15 protein-coding genes and 3 pseudogenes are annotated in these 18,433 nt (G+C 59.7%); 14 read left to right on the top strand and 4 right to left on the bottom strand.

Annotated features, from left to right (window positions below; all coding sequences use genetic code 11):
- The first annotated feature begins 70 nt into the window (after positions 1 to 70).
- The 3 genes from GLX_RS01280 to GLX_RS18555 all read left to right on the top strand — a co-directional run bounded on the left by GLX_RS01280 (position 71) and on the right by GLX_RS18555 (position 1,318).
- Positions 71 to 337, top strand: a complete 267-nt coding sequence (locus GLX_RS01280; RefSeq protein WP_050856077.1) for a hypothetical protein — start codon at positions 71 to 73, stop codon at positions 335 to 337.
- A 166-nt stretch (positions 338 to 503) separates the two neighbouring features.
- Positions 504 to 866: a chlorophyll a-b binding domain-containing protein gene (locus GLX_RS01275; protein ID WP_014104244.1), complete on the top strand. Its 363-nt coding sequence runs from the start codon at positions 504 to 506 to the stop codon at positions 864 to 866.
- 293 nt (positions 867 to 1,159) lie between these two features.
- Positions 1,160 to 1,318, top strand: coding sequence for a hypothetical protein (locus tag GLX_RS18555; RefSeq protein ID WP_167537190.1), 159 nt, complete (start codon positions 1,160 to 1,162; stop codon positions 1,316 to 1,318).
- A gap of 231 nt (positions 1,319 to 1,549) precedes the next feature.
- Here the strand turns inward: GLX_RS18555 and GLX_RS01265 are convergent, their stop codons facing one another.
- Positions 1,550 to 1,759, bottom strand: a complete 210-nt coding sequence (locus tag GLX_RS01265; protein WP_014104242.1) for a hypothetical protein — start codon at positions 1,757 to 1,759, stop codon at positions 1,550 to 1,552.
- A 700-nt stretch (positions 1,760 to 2,459) separates the two neighbouring features.
- Here GLX_RS01265 and GLX_RS01260 point away from each other — a divergent pair.
- Together GLX_RS01260 and GLX_RS01255 are read left to right on the top strand one after the other, a co-directional pair.
- Entirely contained in the window at positions 2,460 to 2,975 is a 516-nt protein-coding gene (locus GLX_RS01260; protein ID WP_014104241.1) for a thioredoxin domain-containing protein, read from the top strand.
- 42 nt (positions 2,976 to 3,017) lie between these two features.
- The gene (locus GLX_RS01255) at positions 3,018 to 3,728 is read left to right on the top strand and encodes an RBBP9/YdeN family alpha/beta hydrolase (protein ID WP_014104240.1); all 711 of its coding nucleotides are present in this window, start codon (positions 3,018 to 3,020) and stop codon (positions 3,726 to 3,728) included.
- Positions 3,729 to 3,853: 125 nt separating this feature from the next.
- On the opposite strand, the pseudogene GLX_RS01250 reads toward GLX_RS01255, so the two are convergent.
- The 3 genes and pseudogenes from GLX_RS01250 to GLX_RS01235 form a co-directional block, all read right to left on the bottom strand.
- Positions 3,854 to 4,288: pseudogene (locus GLX_RS01250) on the bottom strand (monooxygenase); the annotation flags it as partial.
- Between the two features lie 5 nt (positions 4,289 to 4,293).
- Positions 4,294 to 5,051 (bottom strand): IS5 family transposase gene (locus GLX_RS16915; protein ID WP_148268520.1). Its coding sequence is split into 2 segments (ribosomal slippage): positions 4,294 to 4,730 and positions 4,730 to 5,051, totalling 759 coding nucleotides; the frame shifts between segments, so codons are not numbered across the junction.
- Positions 5,052 to 5,184: 133 nt separating this feature from the next.
- Complete coding sequence (locus GLX_RS01235; RefSeq protein WP_014104236.1) at positions 5,185 to 6,336, bottom strand: acyl-CoA dehydrogenase family protein; 1,152 nt, start codon at positions 6,334 to 6,336, stop codon at positions 5,185 to 5,187.
- A gap of 417 nt (positions 6,337 to 6,753) precedes the next feature.
- On the opposite strand from GLX_RS01235, the gene GLX_RS01230 reads away from it, so the two are divergent.
- The 9 genes and pseudogenes from GLX_RS01230 to GLX_RS17940 all read left to right on the top strand — a co-directional run.
- Positions 6,754 to 8,031: an acyl-CoA dehydrogenase family protein gene (locus GLX_RS01230; RefSeq protein WP_014104235.1), complete on the top strand. Its 1,278-nt coding sequence runs from the start codon at positions 6,754 to 6,756 to the stop codon at positions 8,029 to 8,031.
- Positions 8,028 to 9,458 (top strand): LLM class flavin-dependent oxidoreductase, encoded by a 1,431-nt coding sequence (locus tag GLX_RS01225; RefSeq protein ID WP_014104234.1) that lies wholly within the window; start codon positions 8,028 to 8,030, stop codon positions 9,456 to 9,458. Before GLX_RS01230 ends, GLX_RS01225 begins: the two co-directional genes overlap by 4 nt.
- Positions 9,459 to 9,460: 2 nt before the next feature.
- Positions 9,461 to 10,624 carry an FMNH2-dependent alkanesulfonate monooxygenase gene (gene ssuD / locus GLX_RS01220; protein WP_014104233.1) on the top strand — a complete coding sequence of 388 codons (1,164 nt, stop codon included), beginning with the start codon at positions 9,461 to 9,463 and terminating at the stop codon, positions 10,622 to 10,624.
- Positions 10,625 to 10,638: 14 nt separating this feature from the next.
- On the top strand, positions 10,639 to 12,078 hold the full coding sequence (locus GLX_RS01215) for an FAD/NAD(P)-binding protein (RefSeq protein WP_041247523.1): 1,440 nt from the start codon (positions 10,639 to 10,641) through the stop codon (positions 12,076 to 12,078).
- Entirely contained in the window at positions 12,075 to 13,568 is a 1,494-nt protein-coding gene (locus tag GLX_RS01210; RefSeq protein ID WP_014104231.1) for an MFS transporter, read from the top strand. Before GLX_RS01215 ends, GLX_RS01210 begins: the two co-directional genes overlap by 4 nt.
- 6 nt (positions 13,569 to 13,574) lie before the next feature.
- On the top strand, positions 13,575 to 14,114 hold the full coding sequence (locus GLX_RS01205; RefSeq protein ID WP_014104230.1) for a flavin reductase: 540 nt from the start codon (positions 13,575 to 13,577) through the stop codon (positions 14,112 to 14,114).
- A 118-nt stretch (positions 14,115 to 14,232) separates the two neighbouring features.
- Positions 14,233 to 16,491: a TonB-dependent receptor family protein gene (locus tag GLX_RS01200; protein ID WP_193360652.1), complete on the top strand. Its 2,259-nt coding sequence runs from the start codon at positions 14,233 to 14,235 to the stop codon at positions 16,489 to 16,491.
- A 31-nt stretch (positions 16,492 to 16,522) separates the two neighbouring features.
- Positions 16,523 to 17,488 (top strand): annotated as a pseudogene (locus tag GLX_RS01195) (NtaA/DmoA family FMN-dependent monooxygenase); the annotation flags it as partial.
- 153 nt (positions 17,489 to 17,641) lie between these two features.
- Positions 17,642 to 18,388 (top strand): annotated as a pseudogene (locus GLX_RS17940) (IS5 family transposase); the annotation flags it as partial.
- Between the last annotated feature and the right edge of the window lie 45 nt (positions 18,389 to 18,433).

Raw genomic sequence — 18,433 nt, 5'->3', positions numbered from 1 at the left:
ACGCGCCACAAAAGGTCTGCAGGCGTCTCCGGCCTGTCCCTGTTTTCCATTCGCACAAAGGGAGCCAACAATGACTTACACCATGCATGAACGCACCCTGCCCCACGGCGTTGTGCTGTCCCCCCCACGGCATGACACGCCACCCCGGGTCGGTACGCCAGGGCAGGGCGGACCACGCGCGGGTGAGGACGAGCCTGAATCCACCCGTGATAATGACGAAAAAATAGAAAAAACCAGCCACCGCGACACAGGGCGCAACAGCCCCCATGGTGGCGGTACCAAACCGCATGCCCATAAACCGGCCCCTGCCGGTCAGCCCGACCAGACACCCTGCTGAGCCATACCGTGTGCCGTATGATGGCATGCATGCAAATCATGCACGTGAATACTGTCATCTGAAGTCGGCCCGCTTTTACTATAACCGGGCAACAGCCATGCAACCTTCCCGCGCATGGTTTCTTTAATCAGCAGCATATTTTTCACCAAACCGAAAGGCGCACCCAATGGCCAAGACATTCCGCTCAGCCCTGCTGGCAACGCTCATTGCCAGCGCCCCTGTAATGGCGCTGGCCCAGTCCAACATGCAGACAAACCCAGCACCCACCGCCGATTCAGCGGCATCGGAAGTAGGCAAGAACCCGCCTTCGGCCATATCGAACTCGGGCAAGCGCGTCGAACCGTCCGACAAGCTGTGGAATAACCCGCGCACTGTAGATGAACAGCCTGGCACGCAGCCGCCCACCAGTGGTTCCGGCGGCACCAGTACTACCAGCAGCGGCTGGCATCACCACGGGGGCGCGGAAGCCGGGCGCAGCAGTCATGGTGGCAACAAAACCCCTGCCCCCGCTGATAGCAGCGGACAATAAAACTGTCGGCCCAGCGCCCTTCGCGCATCAACCCGATGCGAACGGCCATGTCCCTGCCGTATGCTCATATATCCGGCCAGCCGCCATTATCGCCACCGGCTCCGCCCGTTCCACAGGACTATCCCCCGTGGGTCCAGGAAAGCTCTTTCCCTTCGACACATCCTCCCAGCCGCCGCCATTGCACAACCATGCTACCGGCCTGCAGGGCACAGGGCACAGGGCACAGGGCACAGGGCACAGGGCACAGGGCACAGGGCACAGGGCATCATTCACACTGGCGAGGAAAACTGACAATGCAGCAAAAACCTGATCCCGATATGGAAAAGCAACCCGGCCCGACCCAGCAGCACGAAGACGAAGGCCGTGACGAAGCGTTGGATGAAAGCTTTCCCGCAAGCGACCCACCCGCGCAGGGGCGGACAACCGAACCGAACAAAAAGCCGGAAAAATAACACTACCAGAGTGGGGTATGCGACATGACGGAAAACCGCACTTTCCTGGGTTATTATGCCACCAGCATGCTCTACGCGGGTGCCGTTACCCTTGAGGCGGCCGTGACTGGAAAGCAAAGCCCGGCTGACTGACCCCATCCCCGGCCCAGTCCGCACAATCCTGCACCTTACAGAAAATCGATAACAGCCCGGACACGGCATGTCCGGGCTGTTTTGCGTATATGTCCGTACTTACGATGAAGACTGTAGACCCATCGCATGGTTACGCCTGTACAGGCGGGCAACCTGACGGGGCAGATCATCACCCCCCTGCAGCGTACGGTTGTGGAAGGCACGTACGCTGTCATGCGTTGCGTAAAAGCGCTGTGTGACACGGTCCGCTTCTATAATGAGGGTACCGACAAATGTGCCGTCAACTTCGACAATACGGGATTCAAGCATTGGATGACTGCCTTGCGGGACTGTGGACCGGGGTCATGGCCCCCAGTTGTTTGCCGGCAGGCGCTCCGCCGACTGTTCTAACGATAGCCCGCCCATGCACAGGACATGGCAGGCAGGTTGCTACATCGACCGATGCACCACATTCGCATTGCTGGATGGTTCATGTCAGATCACCCTGTCCGTGTCTGTTCACGCCTTATACCATAGGACGTTGAGGCAGATCATACATGAAAGACGGACACCGTCAACATACCATCATATTAATTGTATTATTTTTTAATATGACATTTTATGTGTATTTTTTGTCAAAAATCGAGAATAATTTATATAATCTTATATTTAACAAATGGTTAAATAAATTTTCTTGTTAAAGATCACCCAACCTGATGCGCCGGAACGGCCTTACACCGTGCTTCCCCTCCCCATTTTTCGAGAATGGGAGGTCGAAGATTTTTGTACATTTTTTATGTTGTATTTTTATATAACATTTTTAATTAGCATAATTTTTGAAACACGCTACATTATCCACAACGCCTGAAAGGATAAGCCATGTGTTCGTATAAAACAGGATGCCTGCCCCCATACAAACCAGAAATACGGCCAGCGCATTGTCCCGCGCCCGCGTAATGATGACAGCTTTCTCCACCCGGCTACAGTTCTTGCGCACGCTGTCGCCATCCTGTTTAAGGAAGAACCTGCAATGGCACTTTTCCCCGGCTGGCAGGCCCCGGATTTCACGATTGAAACCACAACCGGCCCGATCCGCTTCCACGCATGGGGGCAGGACTGCTGGCGAATTGTGATGACCCATCCGGGTGATTACAGCCCCCATAGCCTGCGCCTGGCCCTGCGGCAGATACGCAGCGGAATAGCCAGCATACACCTGCTGGGACTTTCCCCTTTCCCCGACGCTGATCAGGACATGATGGTGCGGTCCGGTGCGACGGCACTGGCAGACCTGACGGATCTGGCAACGGTTACGGATGATACGGCCAGGGTGATGGCCCTGTGGCAGGGCATTGCCGTGGATGCAGGACAGGACAGCCCCTTGGTGGATATGCATGCAGCCTTTATTGTGGACCCGGAAAACCGGATTCACAGCACGGTCACCTATCCTCCCACCACCGGGCGGGATTTTGCAGAAGTGCTGCGCGTGCTGCCAGAACCGGCGCCGCACTGCTGTCCCACGCTGGAATCTGCCCGCCGCGCGGCATAACAATGCACGCCCTTCCCTGCACATGACCCGATAGCGAAAAACATGATGATGCCTTTCCTCTCAGTCGCCATGGCGCTTCGCCCCCGCACTACTGGCATACCCCCGCAGGCGCCATTCCCCCTAGCAGATGAGTTGGACTGCACACAGGCAACCAGACGACTGGTGCGTGCGCTGGCGGGGTTTGATGTGGTGATCGTGCCGGGTCTGGATGGTTCCCTGTCCCATCACTGGCAGTCACGCTGGGAACATGTGCTGCGCCTGCACGGGATTGGCGTGCACCGCGTAAGGCAACGGAACTGGGCACGGCCAACTTACCGTATGTGGGCGGACACCCTGCGCCTGACACTTGGCCGCACGGGTCCCCGCCCTGCCATAGTGGTAGCGCACAGCCTTGGAGCCGCGCTGAGCGTGCGCATGGCTGCGGAGGAAGGGCTGGGCAATGTTGCCGGGATCTTTCTGGTAGCGCTGGCGGATGTGGCGTCCTACCGGGGGGCGGAACAGGCGCGTGTAGCGGAATTCGCGGCATTGCCCACAGGCGCGCTGCCTCTGCCCGCCATGCTGGTAGCCAGCCGCAATGATGAGTGGCTGGCCATGTCCCGCGCGCGCAGCCTGAGTGCGACGTGGCACGCCACATTACGTGATGCAGGCAGAGCCGGGCATATCGGTAACTACGCCCCCATCGGCGCATGGCCGGACGGGATGGACATGCTGGCCGATTTTGCTGCCAGCCTGCCTCATACCACCAGGTCATAAGGAAGTTTTTGGTGAAGATTTTTTCAAGAGGGCCTTCAGGAAATGCCGCCTTTAAAAAAGGCGGTACGCAGTAACTTTTCCTGATTTTTCAGGTCGCATGCCGTCATGCCAGATTGAAGTCGGACCTATACACCGGTTTCAGTATGCTGCCTGCGTACCCCCACAGGGTGGATACGCAGGCTGTCGGCCACATGCGTGCCATCCAGCAGATCATCCCCACCGAACAGCTTGTGGCGCAGGGTGCCGGGACGATAGGCGGTCTTGTACCGCCCGCGCCGCTGCAGTTCGGGAATAACCAGGTTCACGATATCCTCAAACGTTTCCGGTGCCACGGCATAGGCAAGGTTGAAGCCGTCCACCCCGGTTTGCGCCATCCATTCCTCCATCTGGTCGGCAATCTCGGTCGGGCTGCCCACAATGGTCACGCCCATTCCGCCAATCGCGGCATGCCGGGCCAGTTCACCTACGGTCCAGACCTTATCCGGGCTCTGCACGGTCAGGGAGTCAATGGCGGAATTGATGGCGTCATTCCTGACATGCCGCACCGGTTCATTAGGCTCAGGACTCATAGCCAGAAGATGACGGTTGCAGCGAGACAGATGGCTGAGAAGAAGACGTTCGGGCATCTGTCATAGCGTGTTGCGACCCGCCGCCAGTCCTTGAGGCGGCCGAACATGATTTCGATGCGGTTGCGTCTTTTGTATTTTCGCTTGTCGTATTTGACTGGTTTTCCGCGGGATATTCTTCCCGGAATGCAGGGCCTGATCCCTTTTTCCTCCAGGGCATCCCGGAACCAGTCAGCATCATAACCCCGATCCGCCAGCAACCACTGTGCCATGGGAAGGTTGTCCAGCAGAGCAGAAGCTCCGGTGTAATCACTGATCTGTCCGGCTGTCATAAAGAAGCTCAGCGGTCGTCCGTTCTGATCGGTGACCGCATGCAGCTTGGTGTTCATGCCCCCTTTAGTGCGTCCGATCAGGCGGCCTGGATCCCCTTTTTTAACCGCAGGCTTGAAGCCGTGCGGTGTGCCTTGAGATAGGTCGCATCAATCATAATAGTCTGAGGCTCAGCCTTCGCGGCAGACAGGCCATCCATCATCCGCATGAAAATGCCCATGTCGCCCCAACGCTTCCAACGGTTGTAGAGCGTCTTGTGCGGACCGTATTCCCGGGGCGCATCACGCCAGCGCATACCATTGCGGTTCACAAAAATGATGCCGCTCAGCACGCGGCGGTCATCAACGCGCGGTTTACCATGGCTCTTGGGAAAGAACGGCCGCAGACGCTCCATCTGTTCATCCGTCAGCCAAAACAGGTCACTCATCTTCAGTCTCCTTGCAGAACCTGAAGCAAAATTCCCTACACAAATCAATGGGTCCTGAGCCTAAAGGTCATGTCCCGAGGTGTGCTGTCCTGATCGTGACGGGACAGACACACAGGGCAGGGCAGTCCGTTCTTCAGGCCAGCGCGGCCTGTCCCGCCCTGCTGCGCAGTAGTTCGCCATGAGGAGCATGAATGCGGCCGCACAGGGCATCGCGGTGGGCGCGTTCCAGCGGGTTGTGGGCCGAGAGTCCGGCATTGCCCGCAAGTCCCATGATGGCCGAGGTGAAATCCCCCGCCGCGTCCACCACCTTTGCCTTGATGACCGCCGCATCGGCATTCAGGCGTTCAGGCGGTGCGTCGGTCTCCACGCCTGTCATGTATCGGTCCAGCAGCATGGTGTTCATGTGCAGGGTCAGCGAAAAGCCGCCCACCGCATCGCGCATGCCGGGCAGTGTTGCCAGTGGCGCACCCAGACTGGAGGGGACGCGGGTCTTGAGGAATGTGACAAACCAGTCAAGTGCTGCGGTTGCAATGCCATTGTAAAGTGCGCCCAGCAACCCCGTGTTCCATAATAACAGCGTATTGCGTGGCGCAGGTGGCGTATCGGGCAGGTGCAGGTCAAGGGCAGCATCGGCCCTGAGCGGCACATCATGCAGGATCACCTCATGGCTGTTGCTGGCCCGCATACCGATATGGTCCCAGTTTTCAATGACCGTAATGCCCGGGGCCGTGGCCGGGACCATGAACAGCCCGACCCGGGGCGTCTCTTCCGTAGTGCGGGCGCGCACCAGCAGCCACGACAGGCCGGGAATACCCGTGACATAGGCCTTGCGCCCGTTCAGGCACCACCCCGCAGACGTACGGGTTGCAACCGTGCCCGGCAGTCCGCCACGTGACGCGGAGCCTAGATCAGGCTCGGCCAGCAGGATGTTGAGCAACTGGTCATGCTGTTCCTCTTCCACCCATCGGGCCAATGCAGCCGATCCACATTCGTGCCGCGCCATGGCCGCACGCACCATGTAATGATTGACCAGCACCAGCGCTGTGGAGGCATCGGCCTGTGCGATCGTGCCGACAATCGCCGCCACCACGCCAAGTTTGAAGGCTGTTGGTCGCTGTGGCGTGTCGATAGGGAGCGACAGCAGCCCGGCCTGGCGCAGATCCTCGATATTCTCATGCGCGAACTGGCCAGTACGGTCATGACGCGCTGCTCGTGTGGTGAAAACTGACTGAAGATGTCGGGCGGCTTCCATGGCCTGAGGGGCGTCGTGCAGGGGAAATGACATGGGCTTACCTTATCCTCATGCGATGGCGATATCATGACCGGTCCGGTCACTCAATTTTACAAATTATATAGTTTAATATGGATCATAACCAAACCCGGATAAAAAATCATATAAAATAGTGGAATATATCGTTCGGACCGTCACGGATGCGCTATTTTACGGTTAGCATGAAAAAATAAAATACATATATACTTGTATATTTTTTACATAAAAAACACATTTAAATCAACATGATAATATAAATTTTTATAGAAAATACGAAAATAAACGGGAATAAATCGCAAATTAATTCGGTTGTTTTTTATAATAATTTAAAAATACGTGAATTATATAATTGACTCTAAAATTACAGTTGTTAATGTCGTTAAGGTTAAATACGAATAAAAATAGTAATATCCTCCATGCAATGAGGTTGTCATGACAGATCGGGTCCATCCCGCACGCGGCTTCTCCCCCCGGATTGAAATGGTGGCACAGACGCTGCGTCCCGTTTTTGCTCGGATTGCTCAGGGTGCGGTCGAGCGTGAACACCACCGCATCCTTGCGTATGATGCGGTGCAGTGGCTGCTTGAAGCCGGTTTTGGCGCGCTGCGGGTGCCCGTGCAGCATGGCGGCAGTGGCGCCAGCCTGACCGAGACCTTTGCCCTGCTGGCGGAGCTGGCAGAGGCGGATTCAAACCTGCCGCAGATTTTCCGTGCCCACTTTGCCTTTGTCGAAGGCCAGTTGCATGAAGGGGCCAGCCCACAGGCCGCACGCTGGCTGGAACGCGTGGCGCAGGGTGCCCTGTTTGGCGCCGCCATGGCGGAACTGACGGACAGTACCGGCACCACGACAGCCCTTACCCCCCGGCTGGATGGGGACGGGTGGCGGCTGGAGGGCACCAAATACTATTCCACCGGCACGCTTTATGCTTCGTGGATCGTGGTGGTAGCGACCGACGGGACAGACCGCATCCAGTTGATCGTGCCCGCCACCGCCCCCGGCGTGACCCGCGTGGATGACTGGGACGGTTTTGGCCAGCGCCTGACGGGTAGCGGCACCACGGTTTTTGAAAACGTGAGTGTGCCGGATGAAAACATCCTGGGCCGCACCCCACTGTCCCAATTCCCCACCAACGAATATTTCACCACTTATTACCAGTTGTTCCATCTTGCTACGCTGGCAGGCATCGGGCGGGCCATCGTGCGCGATGCAGTGGCCTTCGTCCGGCCGCGCACGCGCACCTTCGGCATACCGGGGCAGGTGGCACAGCGGCATGACCCGCTGGTGCAGGGTGTGGTGGGGCGGCTCTCGGCGCTGTCCTTCTCCGCCGATGCATTGGTGGAAAAGGTGGCAGAGGGTCTGGAAGACACGTTCCCCCTGTGGGTGGCAGGCCACGAAAGCGGCCCGGCATTCGACCGCGCACAGGTGCAGGCCTATCAGGCCCAGCAGATCGTGGCCCCCCAGGTGCTGGAAGCGGCCAACCTGCTGTTTGAAGTGGGCGGAGCATCCGCCACCAGTGCCGCTCGCAGGCTGGACCGGCACTGGCGCAACGCGCGTACGCTGGCGTCGCATAATCCGCTGGTGCAACGCCAGCGTGAACTGGGTGACCTTGTGCTCAATGGTACGGCGTTCGGCTCCCGGTGGCGCACGCATGCAACCGATGCTGCACCGCAGGCTGCCGGCACCCGCACCCGGTCGGAGCAGGTGGCATGAGCCGCCCAAAAAAACAGCTGCACGTCAACCTGTTCGAGATGGCCTGTGTCAGCCATATCGTGCATGGCATGTGGCGTGCCCCCGGCAATAACCGCCATCGCTTTGGCGAGATGGGGTACTGGCTGGAAGTAGCAAAACTGGCCGAGGAAGGGCTGTTCGACGCCGTATTCCTGGCCGATGTGATCGGCACCTATGACCGCTTTGGTGATGGCAATGCGGCTGCCCTGCGTGAGGGGCTGCAGATCCCGAATCTTGACCCGCTGATGGTCGTGCCCGCCATGGCGGCGGTGACGCAGAATCTGGGCTTTGGTGTCACCTTTTCCACGACTTACGAGCCACCCTTCGCCTTTGCCCGGCGCATGGCAACGCTCGACCTGCTGACTGGCGGCCGCGTGGGCTGGAACATCGTGACATCCTACCTGCGCAGTGCCGCCCGCAATTTCGGGCTGGATGATGAAATCCCGCACACGCAGCGATACGCCATCGCGGATGAATACCTCGATGTGCTGTACAAGCTGTGGGAAGGCAGTTGGGATGATGATGCGGTCGTAAATGATGCGCAGGCCGGCATCTATACCAACCCCGATGCGGTCCGCCCCATCAATCACGATGGCCGATACTTTCGCGTGGCGGGACCGCATCTGGTCTCGCCGGGGCGGCAGCGTACGCCGGTGCTGTTCCAGGCTACCGGGTCGCCAGACGGGCTGGAATTCGCCGCCCGTCATGCGGAAGTCGTGTTCATTGGCGGCCAGACGACCGAGGCCGTGCGCGCCAACATCGCCCGCACGCGCGAACGTGCCCGCGCCCATGGTCGCAATGGTGATGATATTCGCTTTATTGTCATGGCCGGGATCATTGCCGATACCACGCAGTCCCTGGCGGAAAAGAAGTTGGAGACCTACCGCCAGTATTACAGCGTGGAAGGCGCGCTGGTGCATGCGCAGGCGGAAATCGACCTGCGGCGCTTCAGCCCCGATGAACGCATTGGCGATGTGCTGAAGCGCGAAGGGCTGGCATTTGGCAACATGGGCCGGCGCTTCCGCCCGGAGCAGACGGTGGGCAGCGCACTGCGCCAGATTGCCTCGTTTGATGAAGGGCGCTTCTTTGTTGTCGGCACGCCCGACAGGATTGCCGATGAAATCGAGCACTGGCTGGACGTTGACGGCATCGATGGCATCAACCTGCGCCAGTACCACACCTTTGGCACCGCGCGGGATTTCATTGATCTGGTCGTGCCCGAACTCCAGCAGCGCGGGCGCTATCGCACAGCCTACACGCCGGGCGAGACCCTGCGCGAACGGCTGTTCGGTGCGGGTCGCGCGCGTCTGCCCGCGCAGCATTTCGGCAGCCGCTACCGCGACCCCGCAGGCCTGAACCTGACTGCGGCTCCGCTTTTTCCCCATGAAACATTTTCCAAGGCGTCCTGAGAATGTCCTACGCAATTCCTGACAAGATCAATGTGCTGTGGTTTCTGCCCACGCATGGCGACAGCCGTTATCTGGGCACGCAGAAGGGCGGCCGCCCGGTTGACCTGCCTTACCTGCAGCAGGTGGCAAAGGCTGCCGACGCGCTGGGCTATTACGGTGTGCTGATCCCTACTGGCCGCAGTTGCGAGGACAGCTGGGTTGTTGCATCCGCCCTGGCGCCGGTTACCGAGCGCCTGCGCTACCTGATTGCCGTGCGGCCCGGCCTGCTGTCCCCAACCCTTGCCGCGCGCATGACAGCAACGCTGGACCGCTTTTCGGCCGGGCGGTTGCTGATCAATATTGTGACCGGTGGCGACCCGGCGGAAAACGCGGGCGATGGTCTGTTTGCCGACCATGCCACGCGCTACGAAATCACCGATGAGTTCCTTGACATCTACCGTACGTTATTACGCGGCGAGACTGTCAATTTTGAAGGAAAGCACTTCACTATAAAGGATGGTCGCCTATTGTTTCCCTCCTTTCAGGAAAACGGGCCACCACTGTACTTTGGTGGCTCATCGGAAGCAGCGGCGCATGTGGCCGCGAAGTCGATTGATAAATACCTGACATGGGGCGAACCCCCGGCCCAGGTGGCCGAGAAGATTGCCCATGTGCGCAGGCTGGCCCATGCGCAGGGGCGCGATGTGTCATTCGGCATCCGCCTGCATGTGATCGTGCGCGAAACGGCGGAGGAAGCCTGGCATGAGACTGACCGCCTGATCAGCCATCTGGATGACGCTACCATCGCAAAGGCCCAGAAGGTCTTTGCCCGCATGGATTCCGTGGGCCAGTCGCGCATGAGCGCGCTGCATGGCGGCCAGCGCGGGAAGCTGGAAATCAGTCCCAACCTGTGGGCGGGCGTGGGCCTGGTGCGTGGTGGTGCTGGCACGGCGCTGGTGGGCGACCCCGATACGGTGGCGGAGCGGATTGACGAATATCGCCGGCTTGGCATCGACACCTTCATCTTCTCGGGTTATCCGCACCTGGAGGAAGCCTATCAGTTCGGTGAGCTGGTGTTGCCCAACCTGCCCACGGCGCACCCCGTGCGGGGTCGGTCAACCCTAAATAACATGGGGCCGTTCGGTGAGACGATTGCAGGCGACCACCGTCCCACGCGCGCTGCGTGAGAATGGTGCGCGCCATGCGGGTTTCCTCTCATAGTCCCCATATCGCCATTATTGGCGGCGGGTTTAGCGGTGCGGCGCTGGCATGGCATCTGGCGCGCAGGCGCGGCGGCCCGAAACGCATCACCGTGTTCGAGCCGCGTCCCTTCCTTGGGGCGGGGCTGGCCTACGGCGCGCAGGACCCGCAGCATCGGGTCAATGTGCCCGCAACCCGCATGAGCATCGATACCAGCCAGCCTGATGATTTCATCAACTGGATCCACCAGACCGACGCGCTGGCCGATGATCCGGCGGCGATCAGGCCCGATGGCAGCGTCTTTCCTGCCCGCGCCGTGTTTGGCCGCTATGTGGCGGACCGGCTGGCAGCACTTTTGCAGGCGGGCACAATCACGCATCTGCGCCGCAGGGTGACGGGCGTACACCGGACACCCGATGGTGGCTGGATCGTGACCGATGCCACCGGCGTTTCCCTGCATGCTGATATTGTGGTTATCGCCACCAGCCATCCGGCCCCCGAAGCGCCAGCTGTGTTGCGTGATCTGGAACTGCATCCCGGCCAGCACCCTGTGCTGGTTACCAATCCGTGGCAGGCAGGGGCGCTTAACGCCATACGCGATACGGACCGGGTGCTGGTCGTAGGCACGGGACTGAGCATGGCCGATGCCGTCGTAAGTCTGAGCGCGCGGGGGCATGCGGGCAGGATCACCGCCATTTCGCGGCGCGGACAGCGCTCGCGCGCGCATGCGGCAGACGTGGTGGACCCGGTGGGGAATTTCATTTCCCCCCCCGTACGCACGGCCAGCCTGCTGCTGCGGCGCATCCGCCATGAACTGGCCCGCCATGCAGGCCAGCCATGGCAGGCCGTGTTCGACCGCATCCGCACGCAGGCACCCGATATATGGGCAGCCCTGCCGGTGCCTGAACGCAGGCGGCTGGTCCGGCACCTGCGCCCGTTGTGGGATACGCATCGCTTCCGTATTGCCCCCCAGGCCGATGCAGTACTGCGCGCGCGCGAACAGGCGGGCACGCTGGATATCCGCGCGGGCCGCCTGATTGGCGTGCAGGTGCGTCACGGGCATTTTGTCGTCAGCCTGCGCCATGGCAATGCCCCGACGTGGAGGGCGGATTTTGATGCCATCATCACGACCACCGGCCCGGCGCATGGCACGATCATGCAGGCTCAGCCTTATCTAGGCGAACTGGCGGCGGCGGGCCTTGTGGAACGTGATGCAACGGGCCTTGGCCTGCATGTGGATGCGCTGGGCCGGGCCTGTGTGGGCGGCCGGCATGAAGACAGCCTGTTTGTGGCGGGCCCGCTTGCACGTGGCCGCTTTGGCGAACTGATGGGCCTGCCCGAAGTCACGCATTATGCCGAGAAACTGGCCGTAATCATCAGCGCGCTTACCGCCGGGGGTACTGGTGCTTTCCACCATCATCAGGAACGGGCAACGACATGACGTTACAGATATCCACCGCGCGCCCCGTCGTGCGCGATGCGGATGACATTTCCGCCATTGTCAACGCAGGGCCTGCGGCGCAAAGCCATGCGCGCATGGTCGTGGCGCTGGCGCTGGGGGGCGTATTCCTTGATGCATATGACCTGACCACCCTTTCGTGGGGTATTACGGACGTGCAGGCTCACTTTGGCCTGTCCGCGTTCCAGACGGGGCTGGTGGCAGCAGCACTTAATGCCGGGACCATCGTGGGCAGCCTGGCAGGTGGCTGGCTGACGGACCGCATCGGCCGCTACGCCGTATTCATGGCCGATATGGTGTGCTTTGTCATCGCTGCTCTGGTGGCGGGGTTTGCCCCTACGGCCGGTATCCTGATCGCGGCCCGTTTTGCCATGGGGTTCGGAGTGGGCATGGACCTGCCGGTGGCCATGGCGTTCCTGTCGGAGTTCTCCCGGCTGGAGGGGCGTGGTAGCAAGGCGGCCCATGCGGCCGCGTGGTGCCCGACATGGTATGCCGCGTCCTCTGCCTGCTTTGTAATCGTGTTCGTGCTCTCCCATGTGCTGCCCGCCACCCATCCAGACTGGTTGTGGCGGGCCTCGCTGGCTTTTGGCGCAGTTCCCGCCCTGATCATCATTCTGGTACGCGGGCGGTACATAAGTGAATCCCCCGTATGGATCGCACGCCGGGGTGATCTGGAGCAGGCGGCGGCAATCCTGCGCCGGTCGTACGGCGTAGATCCGATTGTCTGCCCCGTGCGGGGCAGGCCGCCGGTGGTGATGCAGGCGGACCCGTGGCGGCTGGCGCGCAGGCCGCTGCTGGGGCGCGGACTGCAGGTGGGCGCCATGACGCTGATCAGTTCCATGTCTTACAACATCATTATCTTCGGCCTGCCTACCCTGCTGGTCTCCATCATGCATGCCAGCGCGGTGCAGGTGGTGGTGATTTCCATCATCCTTAACCTTGTCGTGGCTTTTCCCGGCGGGCTGCTTGGGGTCCGGCTTGCACGCAGCGTGCGTTCGCGGCCCATCTTGCTGGCAGGCTATATCATGCAGGTCGTTGGTGTTGGCCTGCTGGCCATGACCGGCGTGCCCCATGGCAGCGTGGGGGTCATTGCAGCACTTGCCGGTTTTGCCGCCTTCCTGTTTGCGCAGGGGTTCGGGCCGGGGTGCCAGCTTATGGTGTATCCCACGCTGAGTTTCCCGACTGAACTGCGTGGCATGGGCATAGGTGTGGCGCGCCTGGTCTCGGGCGTGGGGGGCACATTGGTGCTGCTGTCTTTCCCGTGGCTGAATGCGCATCTGGGCCCGGCGCTGTTCTGGCTGGTGCTGCTGGCGCCACTGGCGGGCGTGGTGATTACCTGCCTCTCGCGCTGGGATGTATTTGGCTACGACCCGGACATGGACCCCGCACTGCGCCAGTCCGCCCGGCCCGATCCACACGCTGCGCTTCCAACTACCCCTGAACTGCTGTTTTCCTCTGATATCGGGAACTGATCAATAATGAACAACATGATTGCACCGTTCGGTTACAACCAGTCGGATGTGACTGCTGTGCCTGTCGAAGCCTTCCGCAACGGCATGGCGGCACTGGCCAGCGCGGTCACGGTGGTGACGACGGATGGACCCCACGGCCCGCATGGCTTCACGGCATCGGCGGTGTGCAGTGTATCGGACACGCCGCCTACCGTGCTGGTCTGTATCAATCGTGGCACGGGGGCACATCCCTATATTCTCAAACACGGGGTACTGGCCATCAATGTCCTGCATGCCGGCCAGCATGAACTTTCCAATATTTTCAGCAGTCGTTCGCGTTCCATGCAGGAGCGTTTTGCAGCAGGCCGCTGGCATGCCGGCCCGACCGGCGCACCCGTGCTGGATGATGCGCTGGCCAGTTTTGACTGTCGCATCCGTGAAATCCGTGATGTGGGAACCCATACGATCGTCATTGCCCATGTGGTTGATGTCAGTCTGGCGGTCGATGGGGTCCAGCCCGGCCTGGTCTGGTTCAACAGGCAGTACAGCCGCGTCATTCCGAAATAAGAATATCGAGTATTTCCGAGGATAAAAACAGATGTGTACACGCTAAGGGGTCGGACAATGAACAAGAAATACATACGAAATAATCATGCAGATGCATCTACCCATGGAATTATGCCCAATGGCACGGATATCCTTACACCGCCTGTCTGACAGGTCCATCTTTCGCTCCCGCCTTCTTTCACATCGCACGACACTGGTAGTCGGCTCCTATCTTATGGGTTTTGCCCCCGCAGCCTTCGCGGCGGATGTGGCTCCCGCCCACCCCGTACGGAACACTACACCCGCAGCACAGCATGATCGCCCCGCAGGCCACGGGGCAGTCCCTGCCGCGGCCGCCCCCCAACCGGAAATCATTTCCGTCTCGCGCCATCGCCTGTCGCCTGCAGCGCGGGCGGAAGCGCGTCTGGCCTCCATACCGGGGGCAACCAGCGTGATCGATGCGCAGAAAGTACTCAAGGGCCGTAACTTCACCAGTGCGGATACACTGTCCTTCCAGCCCGGTGTATTTGCACAGTCCTCGGGCGGGGGAGACGGGATACGCCTGTCCGTGCGCGGGTCGGGCATTGCCACCGGTACCAACTATTTTCGCTCCGGCATGCTCATGATGTTCGATGGCCTGCCGGTCACAACGCCTGCGGGCACGCCCTATGAACTGTTTGAACCCCTTGGCCTACGTTACACGGAAGTACTGCGCGGGGCGAATGCGTTCGACTATGGCGGCATGCAACTCGGCGGTGCGATCAATTACGTCAGCCAGACCGGCTATGACGCCCAGCGCTATCAGGCGCGCGTGGAGGCAGGCAGCTTTGGTTACGTAAAGGAACAACTCAGCTCGGGTGGGGTATTTGGCAAGTTTGACTATTACATCAGTGCCACCAATTCTTACCGTAGCGGCTATCAGGACAATACCAAAGCTACCAGTTTCGGGCTGAATGCCAATTTTGGATATAAGTTCAATGACCGTGTCTCCACCCGCGCGTTCTTTCGCTACCGGCAGACGGTCAACGGCTATCCCGGCTACCTGACACGCGACCAGATCCTGTCCGATCCCAAACAGGCGCAGTCACCTTATTACGCATGGGGCGCGCACCGTATCCAGCCGGGCACGAAGTATTACGGGTCCATGACCTCTATCCGTATTGATGACAAATCAAAGATAGAAATAGGCGGCAACTACCAGGACGCGCCGATCGATATCCAGAACACCGCCTCGTCCCAGATATGGGGGTACAAGACGATCGCGGGGGTGCTCAATTATGATCGCCATGACGTGCTGGCCGGTCACAGTAGCGATACCCAGGCCGGTATCATGAGCTATAGCGATATCGAGGCCTGGCAGCGCAACCGCATCCGTGTCAGCAGCGTGTTTGGCGGGGCACCGGATGGCATGTTGCTGCGCAATGTCAAATATGGCGGAACGGAAAACTATTTTCATCTTCGCAACAATACCGAAGTGGCGCACAATCTGTGGCTTACGGCGGCGGGCGCGCTGGCGTTCATCAAGCGTACGTCTGATGTCACCTATCCCAACCGCAGCGACCTGCATACGTCTTCGGTCAATTTCATTCCCCGTGGCGGCTTTCGCTACAAACCTGACAGTCATGTCGAGATTTACGGCAATGTCAGCCGCAGTATCCAGCCGCCCAATGACTGGAATTACAATTACGCGGGCAGTTACTACAATGCTGCATCCTACCCGCTACAGGCGGCAGCGGGCGAGAACGCGACTTCTGGCCGTCTGCGCAACCAGACCGCCACCACATTCGAGATCGGCACCACAGGCCATTACTTCCATAATAAATGGAGCCTGACCTACTACCATTCCTCCGTTCATAACGAATTGCTGACCGTCACTACCCCGGAATCGCTTGCGGCGGGCACGTCCATTTACGGCAACGGATCGCCCACCATGCACCAGGGGGTTGAATTCTCGCTGGAGACAGAATTACTGAAATGGTCAGGTAATACGCTGTCGCTGCGGCAGGCCTATACTTACCAGGACTTCCGCTATAAACATGATGCCGTATTCGGCCACAACCGCCTGCCGGGCATACCGGAGCATTTCTATCAGGGTGAAGTGCATCTGGACATGCGCAACGGGTTTTATGCCGGGTTCAGTGCGCAGGTCTCCTCCAAAGTGGGGGCATCGTATGACATGGCGTATTTCGCGCCTTCCTATCACATCTATAACGCCAATATCGGCTATTCCTGGCCACGCCGGCATCGTGAAGTGTTCGTAAGTTTCAACAACCTTGCCAACACGCATTATGCGGCAATCGTTGTGCCGGGTTATCAGGCGGCGGGCAAGCAGTTGTCTGTCATGCAGCCAGGCGACGGGTTTGGCGTGTTTGTCGGCGCATCCATCGGTTTCAACTAAGCTCAATGAGAAGCAGGGCAGGGCTGGAAACATGAAAGAAATTCGCCTCAACGCGTTTGATATGAACTGCGTTTCCCATCAGGCCAGCGGCCTGTGGCGGCACCCGCGCGACCGTTCGGACCAGTATCATACGCTACAATACTGGACCGACCTGGCCCGACTGCTGGAACGCGGGCTGTTCGACAGTCTTTTCCTGGCCGATGTTCTGGGTGTGTACGATGTGTACGGTGGCAGCCCTGATGCCGCCCTACGCAATGCGGCCCAGGTGCCGGTCAATGATCCCGCCATGCTCGTTTCAGCCATGGCGGGGGTGACGCGCCACCTTGGCTTCGGGCTTACAGCGACACTTTCCTATGAGCACCCGTACCCCTTCGCCCGGCGCATGTCCACGCTGGACCACCTGACACAGGGGCGCATCGGGTGGAATATCGTGACCGGCTACCTGAACAGCGCGGCAAAGGGCACGGGCCGCAAACAGCAGCCGGGACACGATACACGTTACGATATTGCTGATGAATACATGCAGGTCGTCTATGCCCTGTGGGAAGGCAGTTGGGAGCATGGTGCCGTGCGACGTGATCGCGCCAGCGGCATCTTTACCGATCCGGCGCGGGTGCGTTCCATCCGGCATGAAGGAGACTATTTTACCCTTGATGCCATTCACCTGTCCGAGCCTTCACCTCAGCGCACGCCGGTGCTGTTTCAGGCTGGGGCTTCGCCACGCGGGCAGGAATTCGCTGCCCGCCATGCCGAATGTGTGTTCATTGCCGGTCCGTCGCGCGCCAGTGTGGCAAAAACGGTGACCAGTATCCGCACGCAGGCGCGCGCGGAGGGGCGTACGTCCGGCACGCCACTCATCTTTTCACTGCTGACTATCGTTACGGCGCCAACATCGGCACAGGCATGGGCCAAATATGAAGACTACAGACAGTAAATAAGCCTGGAGGGCGCGCTCACCCTGCTTTCAGGCTGGACCGGCATTGATTTTTCACAATATTCGCCTAGGTGTTTGGTCCCGGGGTTTTATGGTGCAATCTTTTCATCGGAATGGAAGGAAGCACTATGGGCCAGGTGGAGGGTTCGAAAAACCCCTGGTTCTGGCCCTCTGTGTGTGATTCCCTCTCTTCTGTGATGATTGAGGGAATGGCTCATGAAGCAGCCGGGCTTCTTTGATGTGGACGAGCGACTAGCCCGTTTGAGTGGCCTTGGCGATCAGCTCGAAGCGTTTTCTCGGACTGTGGATTTTGAGGTGTTCCGTCCTGATCTGGACAGGGCTCTGGCCTATGCGGATGGAAGTAAAGGTGGCCGTCCCCCGTTTGATCCGGTGCTGATGTTCAAGATCCTGGTGATCCAGACGCTGAACAATCTCTCCGACGAGCGAACGGAGTATCTGATCAACGACCGGCTGTCCTTCATGCGCTTCCTCGGCCTGGCGTTATCGGACCGGGTGCCTGACGCCAAAACGGTCTGGCTGTTCCGTGAACGGCTGACCGAGGCTGGCGCCATCCAGAAGCTGTTCGAGCGCTTTGACGCCACCCTGCGAAACGCCGGGTATCTGCCGATGTCCGGCCAGATCCTGGATGCCACGCTGGTGGCGGCGCCAAAGCAGCGCAATACCAACGCGGAGAAAGTTGATCTTCGGGAAGGCCGCATTCCGCAGGACTGGCAGGACAAGCCTGCCAAGTTGTCCCACAAGGATCGCCATGCGCGATGGACACTGAAGTTCACGAAGGCAAAGCGGCAGGAGGACGGGACGCTCCCGTCCACGGACCTCGCCATCCCGTTCTTTGGCTACAAATCGCATATTTCCATCGATCGAAAGTTTCGACTGATCCGGAAATGGAAAGCGACGGATGCCGCCGCCAGTGATGGTGCCAGGCTGCGCGAGGGCTTGCTGGGACTATCCTGAATTTTGTGCGGTGCGGTGATAATCTGCTCGAAG

The sequence above is a fragment of the Komagataeibacter medellinensis NBRC 3288 genome (assembly GCF_000182745.2).
GTDB lineage: Bacteria > Pseudomonadota > Alphaproteobacteria > Acetobacterales > Acetobacteraceae > Komagataeibacter > Komagataeibacter medellinensis.
The sequence above is the reverse complement of the archived record's forward strand: the minus strand, read 5'-3'. Positions and strand labels throughout refer to the sequence as shown.